Annotated in this window: 19 protein-coding genes and 1 pseudogene; 2 read left to right on the forward strand and 18 right to left on the reverse strand. The window is 52.8% G+C overall.

The window, feature by feature from the left end:
- Nucleotides 1-8: 8 nt before the first annotated feature.
- From ABGT73_RS11385 to ABGT73_RS11420, 8 genes are all read right to left on the reverse strand, one after another.
- The gene (locus ABGT73_RS11385) at nt 9-1,013 is read right to left on the reverse strand and encodes a LacI family DNA-binding transcriptional regulator (protein WP_346669798.1); all 1,005 of its coding nucleotides are present in this window, start codon (nt 1,011-1,013) and stop codon (nt 9-11) included.
- Nucleotides 1,010-2,737 carry an alpha amylase N-terminal ig-like domain-containing protein gene (locus tag ABGT73_RS11390; RefSeq protein WP_346669799.1) on the reverse strand — a complete coding sequence of 576 codons (1,728 nt, stop codon included), beginning with the start codon at nt 2,735-2,737 and terminating at the stop codon, nt 1,010-1,012. The genes ABGT73_RS11385 and ABGT73_RS11390 overlap by 4 nt, the downstream gene beginning before the upstream one ends.
- Nucleotides 2,738-2,753: 16 nt before the next feature.
- Entirely contained in the window at nt 2,754-3,608 is an 855-nt protein-coding gene (locus ABGT73_RS11395; RefSeq protein ID WP_346669800.1) for an ABC transporter permease subunit, read from the reverse strand.
- 4 nt (nt 3,609-3,612) lie between these two features.
- Nucleotides 3,613-4,500 (reverse strand): sugar ABC transporter permease, encoded by an 888-nt coding sequence (locus ABGT73_RS11400; RefSeq protein WP_330033251.1) that lies wholly within the window; start codon nt 4,498-4,500, stop codon nt 3,613-3,615.
- Between the two features lie 30 nt (nt 4,501-4,530).
- A complete protein-coding gene (locus ABGT73_RS11405; RefSeq protein ID WP_330033249.1) occupies nt 4,531-5,748 on the reverse strand; it encodes an extracellular solute-binding protein in 1,218 nt (405 codons plus the stop codon).
- Nucleotides 5,749-5,824: 76 nt separating this feature from the next.
- Nucleotides 5,825-7,003, reverse strand: coding sequence for a starch-binding protein (locus tag ABGT73_RS11410; RefSeq protein WP_346669801.1), 1,179 nt, complete (start codon nt 7,001-7,003; stop codon nt 5,825-5,827).
- A gap of 639 nt (nt 7,004-7,642) precedes the next feature.
- Nucleotides 7,643-7,966: a hypothetical protein gene (locus ABGT73_RS11415; protein ID WP_330033245.1), complete on the reverse strand. Its 324-nt coding sequence runs from the start codon at nt 7,964-7,966 to the stop codon at nt 7,643-7,645.
- An 81-nt stretch (nt 7,967-8,047) separates the two neighbouring features.
- Entirely contained in the window at nt 8,048-9,214 is a 1,167-nt protein-coding gene (locus ABGT73_RS11420) for an MBL fold metallo-hydrolase (RefSeq protein WP_346669802.1), read from the reverse strand.
- A gap of 237 nt (nt 9,215-9,451) precedes the next feature.
- Between ABGT73_RS11420 and ABGT73_RS11425 the strand changes: the two genes are divergently transcribed.
- Both ABGT73_RS11425 and ABGT73_RS11430 read left to right on the forward strand, forming a co-directional pair.
- Entirely contained in the window at nt 9,452-9,706 is a 255-nt protein-coding gene (locus tag ABGT73_RS11425) for a helix-turn-helix domain-containing protein (protein WP_204646519.1), read from the forward strand.
- Between the two features lie 114 nt (nt 9,707-9,820).
- Nucleotides 9,821-10,027, forward strand: coding sequence for a hypothetical protein (locus tag ABGT73_RS11430; RefSeq protein WP_204646518.1), 207 nt, complete (start codon nt 9,821-9,823; stop codon nt 10,025-10,027).
- Between the two features lie 54 nt (nt 10,028-10,081).
- Here the strand turns inward: ABGT73_RS11430 and ABGT73_RS11435 are convergent, their stop codons facing one another.
- The 10 genes and pseudogenes from ABGT73_RS11435 to ABGT73_RS11480 form a co-directional block, all read right to left on the reverse strand.
- Nucleotides 10,082-12,421, reverse strand: coding sequence for a VirB4-like conjugal transfer ATPase, CD1110 family (locus tag ABGT73_RS11435; protein WP_346669803.1), 2,340 nt, complete (start codon nt 12,419-12,421; stop codon nt 10,082-10,084).
- Nucleotides 12,418-12,798, reverse strand: coding sequence for a PrgI family protein (locus tag ABGT73_RS11440; RefSeq protein ID WP_204646516.1), 381 nt, complete (start codon nt 12,796-12,798; stop codon nt 12,418-12,420). The genes ABGT73_RS11435 and ABGT73_RS11440 overlap by 4 nt, the downstream gene beginning before the upstream one ends.
- A gap of 81 nt (nt 12,799-12,879) precedes the next feature.
- Nucleotides 12,880-13,212: a type II toxin-antitoxin system RelE/ParE family toxin gene (locus tag ABGT73_RS11445; protein ID WP_346669804.1), complete on the reverse strand. Its 333-nt coding sequence runs from the start codon at nt 13,210-13,212 to the stop codon at nt 12,880-12,882.
- Nucleotides 13,213-13,215: 3 nt separating this feature from the next.
- Complete coding sequence (locus tag ABGT73_RS11450) at nt 13,216-13,461, reverse strand: type II toxin-antitoxin system prevent-host-death family antitoxin (protein WP_204646514.1); 246 nt, start codon at nt 13,459-13,461, stop codon at nt 13,216-13,218.
- Between the two features lie 81 nt (nt 13,462-13,542).
- The gene (locus ABGT73_RS11455; protein ID WP_346669805.1) at nt 13,543-14,379 is read right to left on the reverse strand and encodes a hypothetical protein; all 837 of its coding nucleotides are present in this window, start codon (nt 14,377-14,379) and stop codon (nt 13,543-13,545) included.
- A 36-nt stretch (nt 14,380-14,415) separates the two neighbouring features.
- On the reverse strand, nt 14,416-14,751 hold the full coding sequence (locus ABGT73_RS11460; RefSeq protein WP_346669806.1) for a hypothetical protein: 336 nt from the start codon (nt 14,749-14,751) through the stop codon (nt 14,416-14,418).
- Nucleotides 14,732-15,325: pseudogene (locus tag ABGT73_RS11465) on the reverse strand (TraG/TraD/VirD4 family protein); the annotation flags it as partial. The gene ABGT73_RS11460 and the pseudogene ABGT73_RS11465, both read right to left, overlap by 20 nt.
- Before the next feature lie 152 nt (nt 15,326-15,477).
- Nucleotides 15,478-17,355, reverse strand: coding sequence for a group II intron reverse transcriptase/maturase (gene ltrA / locus ABGT73_RS11470; RefSeq protein WP_346669807.1), 1,878 nt, complete (start codon nt 17,353-17,355; stop codon nt 15,478-15,480).
- A 728-nt stretch (nt 17,356-18,083) separates the two neighbouring features.
- Nucleotides 18,084-19,343 carry a VirD4-like conjugal transfer protein, CD1115 family gene (locus ABGT73_RS11475; RefSeq protein ID WP_346669808.1) on the reverse strand — a complete coding sequence of 420 codons (1,260 nt, stop codon included), beginning with the start codon at nt 19,341-19,343 and terminating at the stop codon, nt 18,084-18,086.
- Nucleotides 19,344-19,446: 103 nt separating this feature from the next.
- Complete coding sequence (locus ABGT73_RS11480) at nt 19,447-19,758, reverse strand: hypothetical protein (RefSeq protein ID WP_204646506.1); 312 nt, start codon at nt 19,756-19,758, stop codon at nt 19,447-19,449.
- Nucleotides 19,759-19,770 lie beyond the last annotated feature (12 nt).

A 19,770-nucleotide genomic window follows, 5' to 3' on the forward strand; every position in this document is an offset into this window, starting at 1 on the left:
ACCCTCCTTTACTTCTTCATGGTGGATTGACGTTCAATCAGCAGTGGCAGTGTAGACTGGGATTGCACCACCAGCTGCGGTTTCCGAATTCTTCGGAGAACGATTTTGGCTGCCTGTTCCCCCATGTCATACATATCCAGGTTCACGACGGTAAGCTGCGGTTCCAGTACTTTGGAGAAAGGGAAATCGTCAAACGTGATGACGGCTGCTTTTTCCGGGATCTTGACCCCAGCATCCTGCAGGGCTTTTACGCAGCCGAATGCGATATACTGGTTTGCACAGATGATCGCGTTTGGCGGTTCGGGAAGGGCCAGCAGTTTATGTACAGCTGCACGGCCGCCGGCGCTTGTCGGCTCCCCGCACTGCACATAACCCGCCGGGACATTCTCGTTCAGGGTCGCCAACACGCCGCTCAGACGGTGCGCCGAAATCGTATCCTCCTGCGGTCCGCCGATAAAAGCGATCCGGTCATATCCGCAGTTCCACAAATGCGTGACCGCAATTTGCCCGGCCACACAATTGTTGGTATCGATCCAGCAAAGCTGATTCGAGAAATCCGGCATACCAACCACGATATAAGGCAGCTTCACCTGTACCAGCAGCTTGGCCACCTCCTTCGAGACAACCGAAGCGTGCAGGATCGCCCCATCCACAAACTCGCTGCAGAGCAGCGTGGAAAAGTCCTGCACCAGGGATTCGGCGCTGCTTTGCCGGATGATAAGACCATATCCTTTTTGAGACAGCGCATTCTCCGCGCCGGAAAGGATCTCGAACAGATGCGGATTGTCAAACCCGACGCCGTGCTGCATTTCTGCCAGGAAAAGAATGTTTCTGGTCTGCCTGGTGGCAAAACTCTGTGCCCTCCGATTCGGGCTGTACCCCAGCTCCTGAATCACGGCGCGAACGCGATCCTTGGTCCCCTGAGAAATGGAATACGAATCGCTCAGCACTTTGGATACGGTTGCCTTGGATACACCCGCCGCTGCCGCGACATCCTGGATGGTGACGCTCATTTTCTGATTTCCTCTTTCATCACAGCAAAGCCCATTGGCTGCAGTTGGTTTTCCTGCAGGCCGGTTTGCCACAAAACGGTTTTTCCAGCCGCGTCAACCGGAAGGCTGGCGGCAGTATTCTGGTTGTTGAGAACCACAGTGATTCTGGTTCGGTCGTCCTGGCGGCAGTACGCATAAAGCCCGCCCTCCGCACAGATCGTTTGATATTCACCGCGGCAGAGCACCGGATTTTCACGGCGAAGATGGATCGCCTGGCGGTAAAAATCCTCCAGCGGTTCATGGCGCGAAGACCAGTCCATAGGATGCCGATACTCCGCTTCCTGGATACCGGTAATGCCGCGTTCATCACCGTAGAACACGGACGGTATCCCCACAAAAGTCATCTGGAACAGGACAGCCAGTTTCATTTTTTCTTCGTTACTGCCACAGAGGGAATAAAAGCGGCTGACATCGTGACTGTCCAGCAGATTCAACTGTGCGTATAAAACAGGAAGTTTATACCGCATCCGCATATTGGTCACTCTGCCATCAAACTGGGCTGCGTCGATGGACTGCTCGGCAAAAAAGCGCCGGCAATGTTTGCGGAAATCATAATTCATGGTGGAGTCGAACATATCCCCGCCAAGCCAGTGCTGGGCGGTCTCCCACACCTCGCCGATCAGGATGCAATCGGGGTTTTCCTGCTTGACAGCCTTGCGGAAGCTGCGCCAAAAATCGTCATTGATTTCGCTTGCCACGTCCAGTCGCCAGCCGTCGATGCCGAATTCCCGCACCCAGTAGCGGCCGACCTTGCAGAAGTAGTCTACCACTTCCGGGTTTCTCGTGTTGGTTTTGGGCATCATCCGCTCGTACCCAAAGCACTCGTAATCCGGGTAGGCTTCCGGGTCGTCCGGACGGCGGACGGGAAACGTCAGGCGATAAAACCAATCCTTGTAGGCGGAATCCTCCCCTTTTTGGATCACATCCTCAAAAGCAAAGAAATGCCATCCCACATGATTGAACACCCCGTCTATAATAACGCGCATATCCTTGGCATGGCAGGCATCGACCAGCTGGCGGAATTCCTCATTCGTTCCGAAGCAGGGATCAATATGAAAGTAATCCACGAGATCGTACTTGTGATATTCCCCCGCCGCGAAAATCGGATTCATATAGATACAGTTGATGCCAAGGCTGGCAATGTGATCCAGATTTTCAAGCACGCCGCGGATCGTCCCGCCATGTTTGCCGCGGCAGGTCTCGCCGTTCCAGTCTTTTTCGGTTTCCTTGTCGGAAATATACCGATGGGCGGTAGCAAAGCTGTCCGGGAAGATGTTATACACAACAGCATCCCTGGCCCATGCTGGCGGCGCGGCGATATCGGCAGGATGGTTGTAGGGCAGCTGATAATACTCCGATCGGTCGTCAACGCGGTGGTCCGAAAAGAAATCGCCATAATACAAAAGTTTGCGGTCGCCGTCGTCCAGTTCGAAATAATAGCAGATGCGTTTGTAGGGGCTGTCCAGGATCACCTGATAGTAATCAAACCATTCGTCCTGCGCTTCCAGCGACATCTCGACACTGGAAAAAATCACAGGGGTCACCCGGCACGAGCGATCTGCATAGTACAGGGTACACGCCTTCAGATCGCCCCGTCCTGCACGCAGGCGGAAAACAACATGGCTTGGGTCAAGTCCGTGCGCATCCTGTGACATGGGAATGTGTTTCACGGCTTGCAGATTCATCTATTTCTCACCTCTCTTATCCCTTGACGCCGCCCGCTGTCAGGCCGGAAGTCATATGTTTCTGTATGGAGAAGAACACGATCAAAATCGGCAGGCTGACGACTAGGGAGGCTGCCGCAAAAATCGGCCAGCTTCCGCTAATCTCTGTCGCCTGCAGCGAGTACAGGCCCGCCGCGAGCGTATAGTTTCCCGCCCCGGTCATAAAGGTCGTTGCAAACAGGTACTCATTCCAGACATAAATCAGGATCTGGACGGCCGTAACCAGAATGCTTGGCTTTGCCAGCGGCAGCACGATGCGGGTCACGATTTGTACGTTGTTGGCTCCGTCAATGGCGGCAGCTTCCTCGATTTCCAGAGGGATGGTATCAAAATACCCTTTCATATTCAGCAGCCCGAACTCCGCCATTGTACCGGTGTAGATCAGGATCAGACCCAGCTTGCTGTCTACCAGCCCCATCGGGCTGAGCAGGCGGTAGATGGCAAACATGGACAGGACCGACGGGAACGAATACAGCAAAACCAGTATCTTCAGGATCGGTTTGCGGCCCCGGAAACGCTTTCTGGAAAACACATAGGCTGCCGGCACCGATACGACCAGGCAGATCGCCACCGTGGAAACCGCCAGGATCAGCGTGTTCTTGAACCACAGCATGACTGGTTCTTCGTTAAAGACGGCGATATAATTATCCAGGGTAAAGTGTTCCGGGATAAAACGGAAATTGGAACTTAACAGGCTGTTGTCTGCGTTGAAGGATACCGATAGCGCGTACAGGATAGGGATCAGCGTTCCAAAGCACAGAAGAATAAAGAACAGATGAAGGAATGTGTGTCCAACGGCCTGCTTGACCTTGCGCCTAGTATGCAGCGTCATAAAATCATTCCTCCTTCCGTTTGCGGTTGGTCAGCAGCGAAAAAGCGATCAACACAATAAAGATGATCATGGAAACAGCGGAACTGTATCCGTAATTGTTGGTGATGAACGCATTTTCGTGGGCATAGGTCAGGATCGTATGGATATTTGCCCCCGTTTTGGCTCCTGACTGCTGTGTCAACAAGTAAACAACGTCGAATTGCTTAAATGTTGTGAATATCGTGATCAACACGGAGGGAGCAATGATTCCTTTGATTTCTGGGATCGTAATGTAAATGGCCCGCTGGAACCAGTTGGCACCATCCAAAATTGCGCTTTCGTAGTAACTCTGGTCCACCGCCTGAAGCGCGCCATCCATGATCATAATCATGAATGGGAGTGCCAGCCACAAATTGACGATCGTACAGCAGATGAAAGCAGAGACGTCGTTAGCAAGCCAGCGTACCGCCTGTGATCCCAGCTTTTCCATCCACTGGTTCAAAAGTCCGAACTGCGAGTTGAACATACCCGTTTTCCAGAGCAGGATCGATACATAGCCCGGTATCGCCCAAGGAATCATCAACAATGTCTTGTAAATACGCCGCCCTTTAAAGTTCTTTATGTTGAGCAGGCTGGCCAAGACGAACGCAATCACCAACTGCAGCACCATACTCACAACAGTCCACAGTACCGTTCGCAGCAGAGCTTCCAGAAAGCCCGAGTCAAAAACAAACAAAGCATCCCGATAATTTTCCAGCCCTACAAATGTGAAGTCAAACCAATGGTAGACGTTCATATTTGAAAACGAGATATAGGCCGTATACAGGATTGGAAACACTACGATCAGCAAAATCAGAAGCAGCGAAGGTGCGCTGCAGAGATACGCCATCAAGGTGTTTTTCTTTTTCTTCATAGGGTCCCTTTCAGCCAAGAATATCGGCCTTTACTGCATCTGTGCGATCAGATCCAACGCCTGTTGCTGAGCGGCATCTGCGCTGGTCTGCACATCCGCACCATTCATATTCACGTCCACCAGCAGGTTCTCCGCCACCGTCCACATAACATCCATTTCCGGCACATTGGGCATGGGGACCGCGTTCTGTGCCGTTTCGTACATGGCCATGACCATATCGTCCTGCGATACAGTCGGATCATCGTAACAGCTTTCCTTGGCGGGAGCGCAGCCGCTGGCCTGTGCAATGGAAATACCGATTTGGTCGCCTGTCAGAACTTCCAGCACTTTTGCTATGGCATCGTGTTTACGTTCCGCAGCAACTTTAAGAACTTGAATGCCCTGCACACCGGAATACGGCGCGATCTGTTTGCCGGTTTCGTCCACGGTGGGCATCGGGGCAATTCCCAGATCAATTCCAGCCTCTCTGGCAGTCGGCACCAGCCAGGGACCACCAATGGTAGAGTGCGCCTTGCCTTCCCGGAACAGAGTGTTCACGGTTGCGTATTCTCCCTCCGTAGGCATCAATTCCACAAACTTTTTATGATACTCCAGAGCCTTGATTGTGTTCGGGTCATTTAGACCAGGCTCGCCTGCTTCGTTCAAAATATAACCGTCAAATGCATGAAGCCATCCTGCAGCATAATAGGCCGTGCTATGCTGTTCCACAAATCCGTAATGACCGCCCTGGGTCGTTTCCTGCATATAGCTGTACAGTTCTTCTGTGGTCTGCGGCACCTCGTCATCACTCATATAGAGCCGGTTATACATGAAAAGCAGAGTCTCGAAGTAGAGAGGGAGCTGATATACCTCGCCTTTATAGGTGGCGGCTTCAATCGTCATGGGAAGATACTGATTCAGCGTTTCTTCATCGATAAAGTCGGTGATCGGGGCCAAAATGCCCATCTCTGCATAAACGCCGATCTTATCATGGGCAAAGAAATACATATCCGGCGCAGCATTCGGATCATTGCCGACCATTTTCAACGAGTCTGTCAAACCATCTTTCCGTTCCAGATTCACCACGATGTCAGGTGCAAGCTGGTCCAGTTCCGCCTGGAGCGCAGCCGCCACCTCATCCTCTTTGTCGTGCCAGATGGTAATGGTAACCGGGCCATCCTCCTGTGCGGTGTCCTGTGAAGAAGAACACGCAGCAAGCATGGTTCCGACCATGCACAAGCTCAGCGATAATGCGATCAGGCGTTTCATTAGTATCCCCCTTTTTGTTGATGTTGATTTTTGAGCAAAAGCGGCGCAGGCTTTTTATGCCTGCGCCGCTACAGTTTTACTTCTTCTTTTTCTTCATGTAAATGACAGCGCCGGCAGCAACAACAACCACGATCACCACCACAACGATAGCGGCAACCGGGATTCCGCTCTGTTCCTCCTGCACCGGAGCAGGTTCGGCCGTAGCTTCAGGTTCGATTGGCTCCTCTGCCGCGGGGGCGGTCTCAGCTGTCTCGGCAGGTTCCTCGTAGCTGACTGTTGCGTTCTCCGCATCGGTCACCACGATCCAAACATCCTTGCCCGTTTCCACGGACAGATCGGAAGTCTGAACCGAGCCCTCGTTGCCATTCACAATAATACTGTTGATCCAACCGGGAACGCTCAGCGTCAACCATCCATCGCCGGTATCCTCCAGCGGTTCTCCGGGCCAGGCGGAAAACGCGTTGGTGCCGTCCGGTGCAGACCAGGCCCACAGATTGGGCTCGCTCCAGTCGGCAGGCGCTTTTACACGCACCGTAATGTCCTCCGCCACAGGGGCGTTGGGATCATTATAAGTAAACTCAGCGGTACCATCTTCCGCGACGGTCACCCAAACCTCGGCCGGATCGATCGACAGATCCTCTGTCTGAACCTCACCGCCATTACCGTTGACGATAATTCGGTTGACCCATACAGGCGCTGTGGCTGTGTACCAGCCATCCTCACCGGCGGTCATCGCTTTGCCGGGCCAGGCATCCGAGGCATTGGCACCGTCAGGATCGAGCCATGCCCACAGCCGAACATCCTGCCAGCTTTCAGGAACCTGCGCATGGATCTTGAAGGTTTCAACGTACTCGGGGATATCACCGCTGGTCTGCTGCTCGTAGCTGATCGCCACATTCTCAGCGTCAGTGACCGTAACCCAGGTATTCTGTGCTTCAATCTTCTGATCTGTGGTCTGAACCGTAGAATCGTTGGCGTTGATGATGATGTTGGTCGCGGATTCGGGGATCCAGCAGTAGTACCAGCCCTCGTTGTTTGCATCGGCCTCCATCGCCTCACCAGGCCAGGCATCAAAAGCGTTGGTGCCGTCATCGCTCCAGGCCCACAGGCACGGATTCGACCAGTCGTCGGGGACCTGCGCATATACGATGATCCTTCCATCCGATGCCCCTTCCGCAAATGCTATGGCCGGGGCCATCATCAGAAGGAACATAACGCTCAGCAGACAGGTAAAGATCCGTTTCGTTCTGCTCATCTTTCATGCTCCTTTGTTTTGTGATTCTTCTTAAACGGTTGGGAAGCGCATCCTCGTTGCTTATAGCGTACCACTAGATGACTGTAGTGGCAAGAGTCATCTGCGAAACCGGTTTCTTTCTCTTTTGTTGTTATTGTTATATTTCTTCACCTACTATTTATTTATATTGACCATTATTTTTCACCATTTCCGTTGTTTGTCACCATTTTGTAACCGTTTGTAATGCTATATAAGGAAACTATTTCCTTGCGATTTTCAAATAATCGCTATCTCTCATGACCGGTTTTCTAATAGGATTCGCAGCAAAACTGGCCAATATGAACCCGCACAATCATTTATCAACTATAGCGCATTATACAATGAAAAAGCCCGGCTTCCGGTCTGAAACCAGAAGTCGGGCAATTCTTGACACACCAAATATATGGGTGTTATTATTTTGCGGTCACTGTCTGCACTGCCATTCCATCCGGCAGGAGGTGATGTCCGTTTGTCTTTAGATCAGGTCATCCTTTTATTATCCCTGGTCGGCGGTAGTATCTATGCCACCGCTTCCTTGATGACAAAGATTTTAGAACATTTGCAAAAGAAAAAGGATTGATGCCACAACCATCTGTCCTTTCTTTCCCGTGCAGACAGTGACTAATACACGGAATCATCCTGTGGCGGTTTATCCGGTTCTTGTTTGCGAGTGAAACGATCTTTGGCAACGTCACCTGTTTTCCGCAATGCAAAGAGAACTCCATCTTCCAGATAGGCTTCTCCTTGCTGGACAGCATACTCTTCCATTTCCTGTGCAGAGGTATAGTTGCCACCAGACTTTGTGCGTGTTGCCGAAATTGCTTTTTCCTTACTTTTCAGCCATGCTTGCCGCACAAGGGTTTTCGGCAGCCGATTTGTTACGCGTTCTCTTGACGCGCGTCCAAAGGGTTTCTGCTTGGGCTCTTTGTGGGTATTCTCTTTCATTGAATCACCTGCTTTTTGAAAATATTATATAAAAAGGGCGGCCACCTGCTTTTCCGGCAGGTAGCCGCCCTTCATATATATCTATGGGTTACATCGGCCACAGGCCGTATAGCCTCTGGCAATCAATTCATCTCGAGAAGCATCTGTAAACTCCTTGTTCTTTTCACTCATCTGATCAACGCTGGGACAATCCGGAAAATGAAACTTTTTGGTGTGAGTGTTTAGCACATACTGTGCGGTCTGCGGTACCGTTGTGGCAAGGGGTTCTTCGGGAATGCTTTGATTTCCAGTACTCCAGTCTTTGCAAGGCTCTGTGCTGAACCAGCATTGCTGCCCATCTGAATAGACGGTGACTTCCCCCTGCTGATCGGTTCGGAATAGGGTAACTCCATACTGTTGCAGGGCGTTCAATGTCTGCGCTGTGGGGTGCCCATACGGGTTGTCCTCCCCCACGCTAAGGAAGGCATAGGCAGGAGTTGCCGCGTCCAACAGTTCTTCACTGGTGGAAGAGGAACTACCGTGATGCCCTACCACATATAAATCGCAGGTCAGATCCTGCCTGGAAGCCACCATGTCCTGTTCTGCATCCTGCTCAGCATCTCCGGTCAGAAGGCATTGAAAATCCCCATAACAAATGCGCAGACAGAGGGATTTGTCGTTGTCCGAATCATAGACATAATTTTGCGGCCCCACAACCTGGATTTCTGCCTCGCCGAGAGAGAAGGTATCTCCTTGGGCTAGGTAAATCACCGGAACATTCTTTTCTCCCAGCACGGTTTGCAGGGATTGGTAGATCTGGGTGTCGGTGGTGTAGTCGGGCATCAGAGCCTGCTCCACGGGTGTGGTATGAAGCACACCTACCAGACCGCTGATGTGATCCTCATCATAGTGGGAAGCTGCCAGCCATTCCAGCTTTGTTACATCGTGCTGCTGGAGGTAGGCAACCACATAGGAAGACGTGCCGCGACCACCGCCGTCATAGAGAAGATACTTGCCATCGGCTTGTACAAGAACGGAAAGCCCCTGCCCCACATCCAGCATGGTAAGGGAAAAAGCAGCCTCGTCTGGCTCGCCCGCAGTCGGCGGTACAGGCACAATCGAACTATCTTCAGGAGTTTTGGCACCCAACGGAGTGACGGTTGGAACGGGTTCGACAGGTTCAGAATAAGAAGTACATGCCACACTGTTCAACAACAATGCCACCGCAAAAAATGCTCCGACAGCTCTACGCAAAACATCCTTTACCATACAAAACTCCCTATTTCTTGTGCACTCGCAGTTGGCTTTCAGTGTATCTTAATTGTCTTGCAAAATCAGACGAAAAGGCTCGAACGGACAGTGGGCAGGCGCGCAGAACTACCCGAATACGGGTTAATTACAGTTTACCGGCATTTTCCTGCAAAAGTCAACCCGTATTCGGGTAATTTCTCCTCGGTGCACTGCTATCATTTGTTTAACCCGAAAATGGGTAGCAGGAGGCGCCAAATGGACTATGCAAACATCTATGTAAAACGGATTCGTTCTTTATGTGAAACTCGTGGCATCAGCATCAATAAGCTGGCCACCATGAGCAACGTGAAGCAGTCAACATTGGATAATATCATGCGCGGCCTTACCAAAAATCCACGGATCAAAACGCTGCACAAAATTGCTATTGCATTCAATATGACACTGGCTGAATTTCTGGATTTCCCGGAATTAAATGCCTATTCCTTTGAAGATGACGATGAAGAGGAGTAAACAATAAAGGCACCACACGCGCATTGCAATTCACCATATTTTTATGGTATGCTAATAAAGACGTCGCTCAGTCGTTTATTTCACTTTTATGAATCATCAAAGGAGCGCTTTGACATGAATGTTCTGTTCAGTTCCAAGGAATACGATTTTCATACGCTCATCAAGGTTGCGGAAATAACCGGTCTTGCCGGGGTTGTGAGTTTTCATCAGGCAGGCGATGACTATCTTGTCACATTCCCGGATGTGGAGAAAACTGAAGAGATTGTGAAGGACTACCGGACACGGCTGCGCGATCTGGAAAATAACATCTGGTCACACTGACCTTACTTATGGGGGCCGCCTTGGGCGGCCCCTTATTTTTTTGCTTCATATACCTTATCCTTTCAATTGCTCATCGGGCTTGGTGGTCATCAGGCGGTAGAGCTGCGTATCCCGGGGGAAGCTGTTGGTAAAGGGCACCAGATTACCTGCGCAGCGGATCAGCCCGCAGCCAGCCGGCACGTTGGTGATGTACCCCAGCTGGGTGTCCGAAATGTTCAGAAGTTTGGCCAGTTCCGCCCGGTCGGTGGCGCTCTGGTTGAGCATGATCAGGAACTCCGAGTTGGCCAGCATCAGGCGGGCGGTATCGGAGCGTAGCAGTTCGTCCACGTTCTGGGTCATGCCGGTGATCAGGCCGTTGTACTTGCGGATGCGCTTCCAGAGCTTATAGAAGAAATTGGCGCTGTACTCGTACCGGAACAGGATGTAAAACTCATCGCAGAAGATCCAGGTGCGGTGCCCGCGCTTCCAGTTCTGGATCACGCGGTTGTAGATGGCATCCAGCGTCACCAGCATCCCAAGGGGCATCAGCTGTTCACCCAGTTCACGGATATCATAAGCGATGATCCGTGCCTTGGTATCTACGTTGGTGGGCTGGGCAAAGGTGCCCAGGGTGCCTGTGATAAAGAGTTCCGAGGAAAGGGCCAGCCCCTGCGCTTCCGGTTCCGGCTGCATCTTGAGCAGACGGTAGAAGTCTTTCAGGGTAGGCACCGCTCCCTTGTACCCGTTGCGGACATAGGGCATATAGACCTGCTCCGTGCAGCGGCCCAGGATGGATTTTTCCTTGGCGGTGACCAGCCCGCTGCCGATCAGCTGCTCAAACAGGGACAGCACAAACTCGCTCTTGGACACGATGGGGTTGCGCTCGTCACCATAAGCACGGTCCATATCCAGCGCGTTGATGTGGGTGTCCGACGTAGCCGAAATGCGGATGACCTCGCCGCCGAAAGCTTCCACCAGATGCCCGAACTCAGATTCCACGTCCAGAATCAGGATGTCATCCTCCGTGGACAGGGCAATCTGAGCGATCTCCTCTTTGGCGCTCATGGACTTGCCGGAGCCGGACACGCCCAAGCGAAAGCTGTTGCCGTTGAGCAGCTGCCGACGGTCCACCACGATGCGGTTCTTGCTGACGGCGTTCTGGCCGTAGTACATCCCCTTCTGCTGCATGATCTCCTGGGCGCGGAATGGAATGAGCACCGCCGTGCTTTCGGTAGTCAGGGTGCGCAGCGCCTCGATGCGTCGCAGTCCATAGGGCAGCACAGTGTCCAGTCCGTCCCGCTGCTGCCAGCGCAGCGTGGAAAGCTGGCACAGATGCTTGCGGGCAATGGAAAGCAGCGATTCGGTGTCGTCATCCAATTGTTCTTTGGTATCTGCCATGTGGACGAGGGTGACCAGCCCGAACATCATCCGCTGGTCGCGGGTGGTCAGGTCATCCAGCATCTCCTTGGTTTCCTTGCGCTGAAGTTCCATGTCGTAAGGTACAATGGCCGACCAGTTGTTGTTGGCGTTCTGTTTCCGCTGCCAGTTGGTCACGTTGGTTTCCACCCCCAGCAGCGTGTTCTGCAACTGGCGGGCGGCCTCATCGGTGGGGATGGGCAGAATATCGATGGACAGCATCAGTTCCCGGTCCAGATCGCAGAGCTCCGACACAAAGCTGTCTTTCAGGTAGCTGGCGAAATCCTGAAGATAAAGCACCCGACCCACGCGATCATCGATCTTGAAATGGTCGGCAGAGAACTCCATACTGCTAGGACAAAGCCAGTCTTTGAAATGCTGGCCACGCCGGGCTTTCTGGTAGATATCGAACTCAGCGGCAGGCGGGTCCGCCGGGCGGAAGAAGTCGCGGAAGATCCGCAGGCGCTCATTGAGGGAAAGTTCCTGCGCCACCGAGGACAGTGCCGCCAGCTTGGTGGTCAGATCAGTGCCAACGCGGGCAAAGTAGGTGAGGGCTTCCTCGATGTTGCGCTTGACGACACTGATGGTAAGGTACCGTTCCCGGACGATGCTGTTGTTGCTCTCGGTGACCTGGGCGCGCAGCATCTCGTTGAATTCCTCCCGGTAGTTGTCCAGGCCGTCATCCTTGAAAGGCAGCAGAACGGACCGCTCGAATTCTTCCTTGTTGATCCGCCGGTTGTACAGAGTGATCTTGGCCGAAGCACCGGAGTCCAATGCATTGAGCAGGTCGCAGTAGTCCAGGAACATTGCCGTCTTATCTTCTTTGCCGGCAATGGAATAGTTGATGTCGGTGAACGACCAGGTCTTGGAGAACTGGTGGCCCACCTGGAAGATCCCGTCCGCCCAAATGCGGCGGATGGGAATACAGTCCTGCACGTTGCGCGGAATGCGGAACTTTACACGCTCCTGTTTCCGCGCTTTGGACAGGGTCTTGATCAATGGCGCTTCTCCTTACGGCTGCGCTTTTTCTGTTTGGGTTTCTTCATACGCATTCCTCCCTGGATTGCATCGTAGTAATAGCTGTTGGAACGATAGACCAGCCGTTTGGGGCTCAGAATCTCGGATTTGCACCACGCCCAAAACAGCTGCTCGGCGGTCATACCGTGGTAGGAGAAAAATCCGCAGGCCGCGAAGGGTGCGGCGGCCAGGATGCAGACCCAGCCGATTTCCTCCGTTCCCAGTAGCGGACGGAGCAAAAAATAAACGCCCACCGCCACCCCAAGGGCCAGCAGTGAGCAGATAAACTGCCGGGTATTGAGACCGAAGAAGATGGTCTCATGATAATCCCGGACTTCTTTGGGGATTTTGATTTCCATAGGCAATCACTCCTTTGCTTGAAACAAAAAAGCGGGCAGCCAAAATGACTGCCCGTTCTTGTTGTGATCCCATTCCAGGGTTCATTCTTCATCATCCGGTGCTGGTGTCACACCAAACAAAATCCGCATGAAGTCCCGCCGTCCGTAAAGGATGCGGACAACATAGACAGATTCTTCATCGCCATGATAAAAGATGCGATAGCTTCCACTGGCAACACTACGATATCCCGTTTCGATCCCCGTAATCTGAAGCGGTGTTCCCGAATAGGGAAACTGTTCCAAAACGCGAAGAGATTTGAAAATGCGTGCCAGTACTCGCTTGGCCGCTTCCGGATTTTGCAGCTCCTCGGAAATATACCGTTTCGCATCAGATAGATCTTGTTTGGCCAGTCCTGACAGATACACTTTTGCCATGGCTCACCCCAGAAATTCTGACTCGACATCATCCAGCGCGAGCCATCCGTTCTCCCGACCGGAGCGTTCACCGCGGGCTAGTTCTGCCAGCAGCTTCAGCCCTGCACGTGTTCTTTCGTATTCCTCGATGTCTACCACAGCATAACGGCCTCTGCCGTTTCGGGTCAGAAATACCGGTTCATTCACAGACACGTCCCGCAGTACTTCGTTGTAGTTACGCAAATCCGAGATTGGCTTGATATTAGGCATAGGTACGCTCCTTTCCGCTTCTTATCCATAGTATAGCAGAAAGTGTTGCAGAATTCAACGATGAATTTTACGAAAGATTTGTCACAAGCCCATGATTTCCTTGACGATCCGGTCACACCCTTTGACCGCTCCGACCAGCACCAGCAGATTGAATGCCAGTTCCCCAACATAGGTCCAGACAGCGGTCACCACCGAGACGCTGGTATCCACAGCGGGCGGACTGGAGGACACAGCAGAGAAAATGATGCAGGCAAGAGCAATGACTACGCCCTGCAGACAGACTCCGGCGTAACTGCGCAGGAAGTTCTTGCCCACATTGGACGTGGGTTCTCCGGCAAAGGACGAAAGCGGAATGGGCGCAATGGCCGCATACATCCAAAGGGAAAACATCCGGCCATACACGGTCAGGATCATCACGAAGGATAGTACGGTAATGAGCAGCCCGCCGATCAGCGTCACAGCCCAGAGCGGGATGGAATCCCAAAATCCCACCTGGTTGATGGCGTCGATCAGCTCTTGGGGCAGTGTAACCGCACTCATTCCGGATACGCCGGATTGGTTGATCACCGTGGAGACCATCCCCTGCACGATCTGAAAGATGGTCAGCATCAGATCCAGGCCATAGGTCACAGCAGCCTTGGCAAGTGCGAAGCGGATAAAGAGCTTGAGAGCCTGTTCGGGGCGTTTGGCCTCCACGAAGGTTCCACAGGTCTTGACCACACCGGCTGCGAAGAAGAGCACCAGCAGCCCGTAACCAATGGCTTGCAGAGCCCCGTGGATGCCCACCATCACAGCCCATACCTGCCCGTCCTTGAAGGTCTGCGGGCTCTGGGTCAGTAGCTGCCAGATCTCCCCCAGCTTGTCATTCCAAGTGGTCAGGGCAGCATTGAGGTTGCTTACGATCCAGCTGTCACCCACGGTGCATCACCTCCCTTCCTGATACATTCCGGCACATCAGACTCCGGTGCCGACGATCAGGTCCAGGATCTCTTTGGCAAAGGTGATGATGATGCCGCCAGCCAGCGTCAGGAAGCCCTGGCTGCGCTGGCTGGGGTCGTGGCTCTGCAGCGACAGGCCTACCTGAACGATACCCCACCCCAGCAGGATCAGGCCAACGGCGCGAATCACGCTGAAAATGAAGGTGTTCAGATTGGAGATAACGGTCAGCGGGTCACCGTCGGCAAACACCGGCGTGGCGGCGCAGCAGACCAGAACCAGAGCGGCATACAGCGCGAAGGCGCGGCGGGTCAGACGTTTGGTGCGGGGCATATCAATCTTGTTGCGATGCATGGGCATCCCTCCTTGGATAAGTAAACATGGGTTTCGGTTGTTCGGCTGCCGGCAGGAAATCGTCCATGTCCAGCAGTTCGTAGTTTTCGGCATCACCTGCCAGATCCTCGTGGGCATCCGGCGCAGCGGTGTAGTCATAGGATGGTGCGCCGCCATCCTCCGTAAAACGGATGTTCGGGTGCCGGAGCAGGTTGTACTTCCAGTCCATGACCGGACGTTCACCACGAACAAACAGCAGCGCCTTGTCATTGGAAAGCAGACGCACTTCGTCGGGGGTCATCAGGTCGCGGGCTGCTTGCTGATGGCTGGTACTGCTGCTGCCGCTGCGTCCTCGGGAAAGGCTTCGGCTGGTGGTTTCCACCGTTTCCTTGCCGATCAGCTCGGAAACGTATTTGTGAGTTCCCTGTTCGTTGCCGCCCAGGTAGAGAAACTCATCGCACAGGCCTACCAGCGATTCCCAGCTATCCTTGTACATGGATTTCAGCTGGGCGATGTTCTGCACAATGATGGAACAGAAAATGCCGCGGGAACGCATGGTCGCCAGTGCAGACAGGAAGCTGTCCTTGGGCAAAGCAAATAGCGATAGGTAAGACCTGAGCGGCGCGTCAGCGCCGCTTTCCGTCTTTTCCCCCGCTCCACACCGTGCGTGCGGCTTTCACCGCACACGGCGTTCCATCGACTTTGAAAGAATTGTAAATAGATACAGTTTTCAGTGAGCAATTGCGTTTAGATTGAGAATAAGCCTGCTGTTTTGCGCAAAGTGTTCAACTTCGCACGCTGTCTTACGTTTAACCGCAATGTTTGAACAAGGCGTGCAATTACCTCGCTATCAGTGGCATGAATCAAAATATGGACGGTCTCTGTAACCAGCACCAGATTCCCGTATTGGTCGTTACCGCCTTTCTCTCGCGGGAGCTTGTGGTGACAATGAATGTCCCCGATTTCAAGCGGCTGTTTGGTAACGGCGCAGCACCCATGTTGAGCGCAATACAGTGCCAGTCTGTTGTTGTTCAGTTCCACACTTGCAAACTGTACCGGGTTCCGCATGAGGTAGTGTAAAATGCTCATATTTACGGATTCCAGATTTTTGTGAATACTTCTGCGGCCTTGTTCCGTGTACTGGTTCACTTCCCGCCGTTTGTAGAGCGGTGCTTTGGCTTGGATATATCCAATGGGGATAACAGCCTGACCACTCACATAGCGAATTTGCTTGCTTCTTCCATACCGCTCCGCAATGTAGGCGGGCAGAGGGTTTCCTTGCTTTTGCAAGCGCTCTCTCAATCTGTTCTGCATGGTTCGAGTGATGCCGAAGGCAATTTTACGAATGTCTTTGCTGATGTGGGTAGCATAACGATAGTAGTTGTGAACACCTGAAACATAGGCGTTATAGGCTCCAATGGCTTTGTATTCCTCATTCACATTTGCCGGGGATTGGATTCTTTTCACCATTTCCCGCGTTTGCCGCTTCACTTTCTTGACTGCCTTATCGCTCATGTGCGATTCTACCGCGTACTTTGCTGTGCCGTTGCTCTTGACGCCTTTTCTCACAGCTCTTAGCTTGAAGCCGAGAAAATCGGAGTATTGCCTTTTCAAATTGACAATTCTGGACTTTTCGGGGCTGATGTCCAGCCCCAGCCGTTCCTTTAGCCAATCTCTTGTAGCGGCAAAGAGTTTTACTGCGTCGCTTCGCTTGCGGCAGAAGATTTTGAAGTCATCGGCATACCGGACGATGTAGCACTCTTTTAGGGCAGAGCTTTTTCGGAGCATTTCATACTTCTGGCTTTTGTCAATAACCCCATTGTCAGACCGCGCATATTCACGGTTTTTGCGTGTCGGCATATTCTCCCACTGGCTGGCAATCCACCAATCCAATTCGTTCAAGACGATATTGGACAACAGTGGGGAAATGATACCGCCCTGCGGCGTCCCCTTTTGCGGAAAACCGATTCCTGCAACTTCTGCTTTCAGCATGGCGGATATGATACTCAGCACACGCTTGTCCTGTATCCCCATATTCCACATCTGCTTGAGCAGTTTTCCGTGGCTGACATTATCGAAGAACCCTTTTATATCAATATCAACCACATAATGCAGACCGCGCTTTTGTATCATCGCATAACACTGTGCCAGCGCGTGTTCTGCGCTCCTGTTGGGACGGAAACCGTTGCTCCGCTCATGGAATTTCGCTTCGCATATCGGCTCCAGAATTTGCAGGAAGCATTGCTGGATCAGCCTGTCGGCAATCGTAGGGATTCCCAGAGGGCGAGTTTTCCCTGTGTCTCCTTTGGGGATTTCCACCCGGCGCACCGGCTGGGGCTGGTACTGCTCCAACCGCCTTTTTATATAGTGAATGAGTGCTGTGTTTGTGAACTTTGACAGGTAGCGGACAGTTTTTCCGTCCGTTCCCGCCGTTTTGCTACCCTTGTTTTTGCTGATATTTCGGTAAGCAAGTAAGATATTTTCATCAGCGGCCACCAGCTCCATCAGCACGGTATAGCGTTTGTTTTCCGCACTTTGGGCATAGAGCCTGTCCAATACCTCCTGCAAGCCGAAGTATTCAGCGTTGCGCAGTTTCGCTTTCTTTTGCAATTTCTTCACTGTCATAGTCGGCATACCTCCTTTGGGGTGTGCCTTTCTTAGTCATACTCGAACCTATGAATACTGTTCTTTTATTCTTGCTTTCAAAGCCGACTGGTGCCTGTTCCTCCACCACCATTACAGCAGCTTCAACGGTCGTGGCACCGCTCTCAGTTGGATAAAGGCACGTTATACAGTCTGCTTTCCGTGCCAGCACTTCACAGCGCCGCAATGCACTCCACGCTCCAACCTTTCCACGTTCCAATATTCCTATCTGTGCATATACCTTTAGGTGGCCCCTTTAAGCCAGTGCGCTTGGGCGGCGCCTGTAACGCCGCAGGGAGTTTCATACTAACAACTCTTACTCGTCCCCACGCACACCGCCATAGGCGGCAACCGCATTTCTGCGGCTCATTCGTCTTGACCCGTACATTCAGGGCTTCGTCAGTGCGTTCCACCGCACATCCTCACCATGGGCATTTTATAGCCCCCCGGCGTATCATCTGCACACCCCACCGCTGGGGCGCTTTCCTCGGCTTGACCTGTTAGGGCAGACTTCCGCCGACTTCCGCGCGCTCTCGGACACAGTGCGTCTTTGCGCTTGCACCATGCCCGGCGCAGTCTTAGGGCAGGCGTTTCAGGGCGTTACCCCATCATTCCACCTGTCGGAATATCAGTTCTATGAAACTGATTTGTTCTCGAAACTCCTTTCAATTTTCTTATTTTTTTCTCAGCTTCACGCCTAACCTTTTCAGTTAGGAACGTGTCGCACTGTTGGCGAACTCGTCCATCAGGCAGTGGACCGGCACAGGAAGCCGTCCCCGATGGACACGGTCTGCCTGGTAGAAAAGCGTCTGGATCAGCTGGGTGTAGACCATGCCAACCAGATAGTTCAGGGAACGGTCCGCATCCGGGATGCAGCAGAACAGTGCCACCCGTTTTTCTCCCAGCTCGTCCAGATGCAGTTCATCGGTCATGGTCAGTCGGGCGATCTGTGGTAAGTTGAAGGCAGCCAGCCGGACGCCGACGCTCACCAGGATGGACTTGGCGGTTTTGCCGGCGGCCTGTTTGTAGATGCCGTACTGCTTGACGGCAATGCTTTCCGGGTCACGCATGGCCAGACGTTCGAAGAGGATATCCAGGGGCGACTCGTAGCTCTCGTCCTCCTCCTTGACCTGGGCGCTGCCCAGCAGCTCCATGACCATGCCGAAGTTTTGTTCCTCCGGCGGAGCCTCATGCAGCAGATACAGCATGAGGGCCTGGAGCAGCGCAGTCTCGGATTTTTCCCAAAAAGGGTCGGAGCTCTGTGCATGGGGCGGCGTGGTGTTCTGAATGAGGTTGGAGATCAGTTGCAGCACATCCTTGTCATCCCGCACATACCGAAAGGGGTTATAGCAGAAGGACGCATCAGGGTTGAGCAGATCGAACACCCGGACTTCATACCCAATCTGCTTGAGAAAGCCACCGGTCTTGCGCAGGATCTCTCCCTTGGGATCGGTGATCACCATGGAGCAGCCGGTACACAAAGCTCCCTTCATCGTCAGCCGCCCGGACTCCAACACATTAGGCACTGCATAGGTACGGGTCTTGCCAGCACCTGCGCCGCCCACGATAAGCACATTCGTGTTGTGTTTGTGTTTATAGCCATCCACCCCGATGCGGAAGTTGCGCGTCATCAGCAGGTTGGGTCCTTGGGTATCCCGGTAGCGACGGTTGAGCTCTTTGGCGTTGCCCCAGCGGGCAGAACCGTGTTCCTCCCCCGGGCGGGTGTTGCGGTGTTCACTAGATGCAACCAAGGCAATCACAGCATACAGGCCGGTGAAAATCAGCAGGAAGCGCGGGGTCTGGCTGCTCCACGCAAGGGGAAGCGGCTGCGCCAGCATCTCGTTGCAGGCGCTCAGCAGACCGGACAGGTTCATACCGGGTTGCCAGCGCATGGCCAGGGCAATCGCAGCCCACCAGATCAGCGGAAGAGGCAGCAGCCAAATCCACCATGGAGTTGGCGTTTTCTGCAATCAGCAAACCACCCTGTTTAAGCAGATGATACTGCTTTTGATCAAAAACGCTGCACAGAGCGCAGAATCGGCAAATATGTTCGTTGCGTTGCCATCGATTTTGTTAGTCACGTGTTCTTTCCTCGCTGGAGTGTTTTCGGGATGAGCTGCGGCTTTTCTCCTGGGGTACCGCCTCCTCGATACATTCCATCACTTCCTCCAGCAATTTCTTCTTGAATACATTTTTCAAATCGCTGGAGCTGCAATACATAACTCCATTGCCCTCCACAACACAAAGTAACTTTACGGTTCCGGGAATTTTCTCGTTCCTGACTGCCAGTTTTCCTTCCTCTGTAATGTGCGTGGAGAAGCCTCGTTTCTCCAAACAATCGGATACAGCCACGAAGAATTTCTGCCTTGAAGCGTTGTCAATCATAATCGAATCCCT

This window comes from uncultured Subdoligranulum sp., assembly GCF_963931595.1.
GTDB lineage: Bacteria > Bacillota > Clostridia > Oscillospirales > Ruminococcaceae > Gemmiger.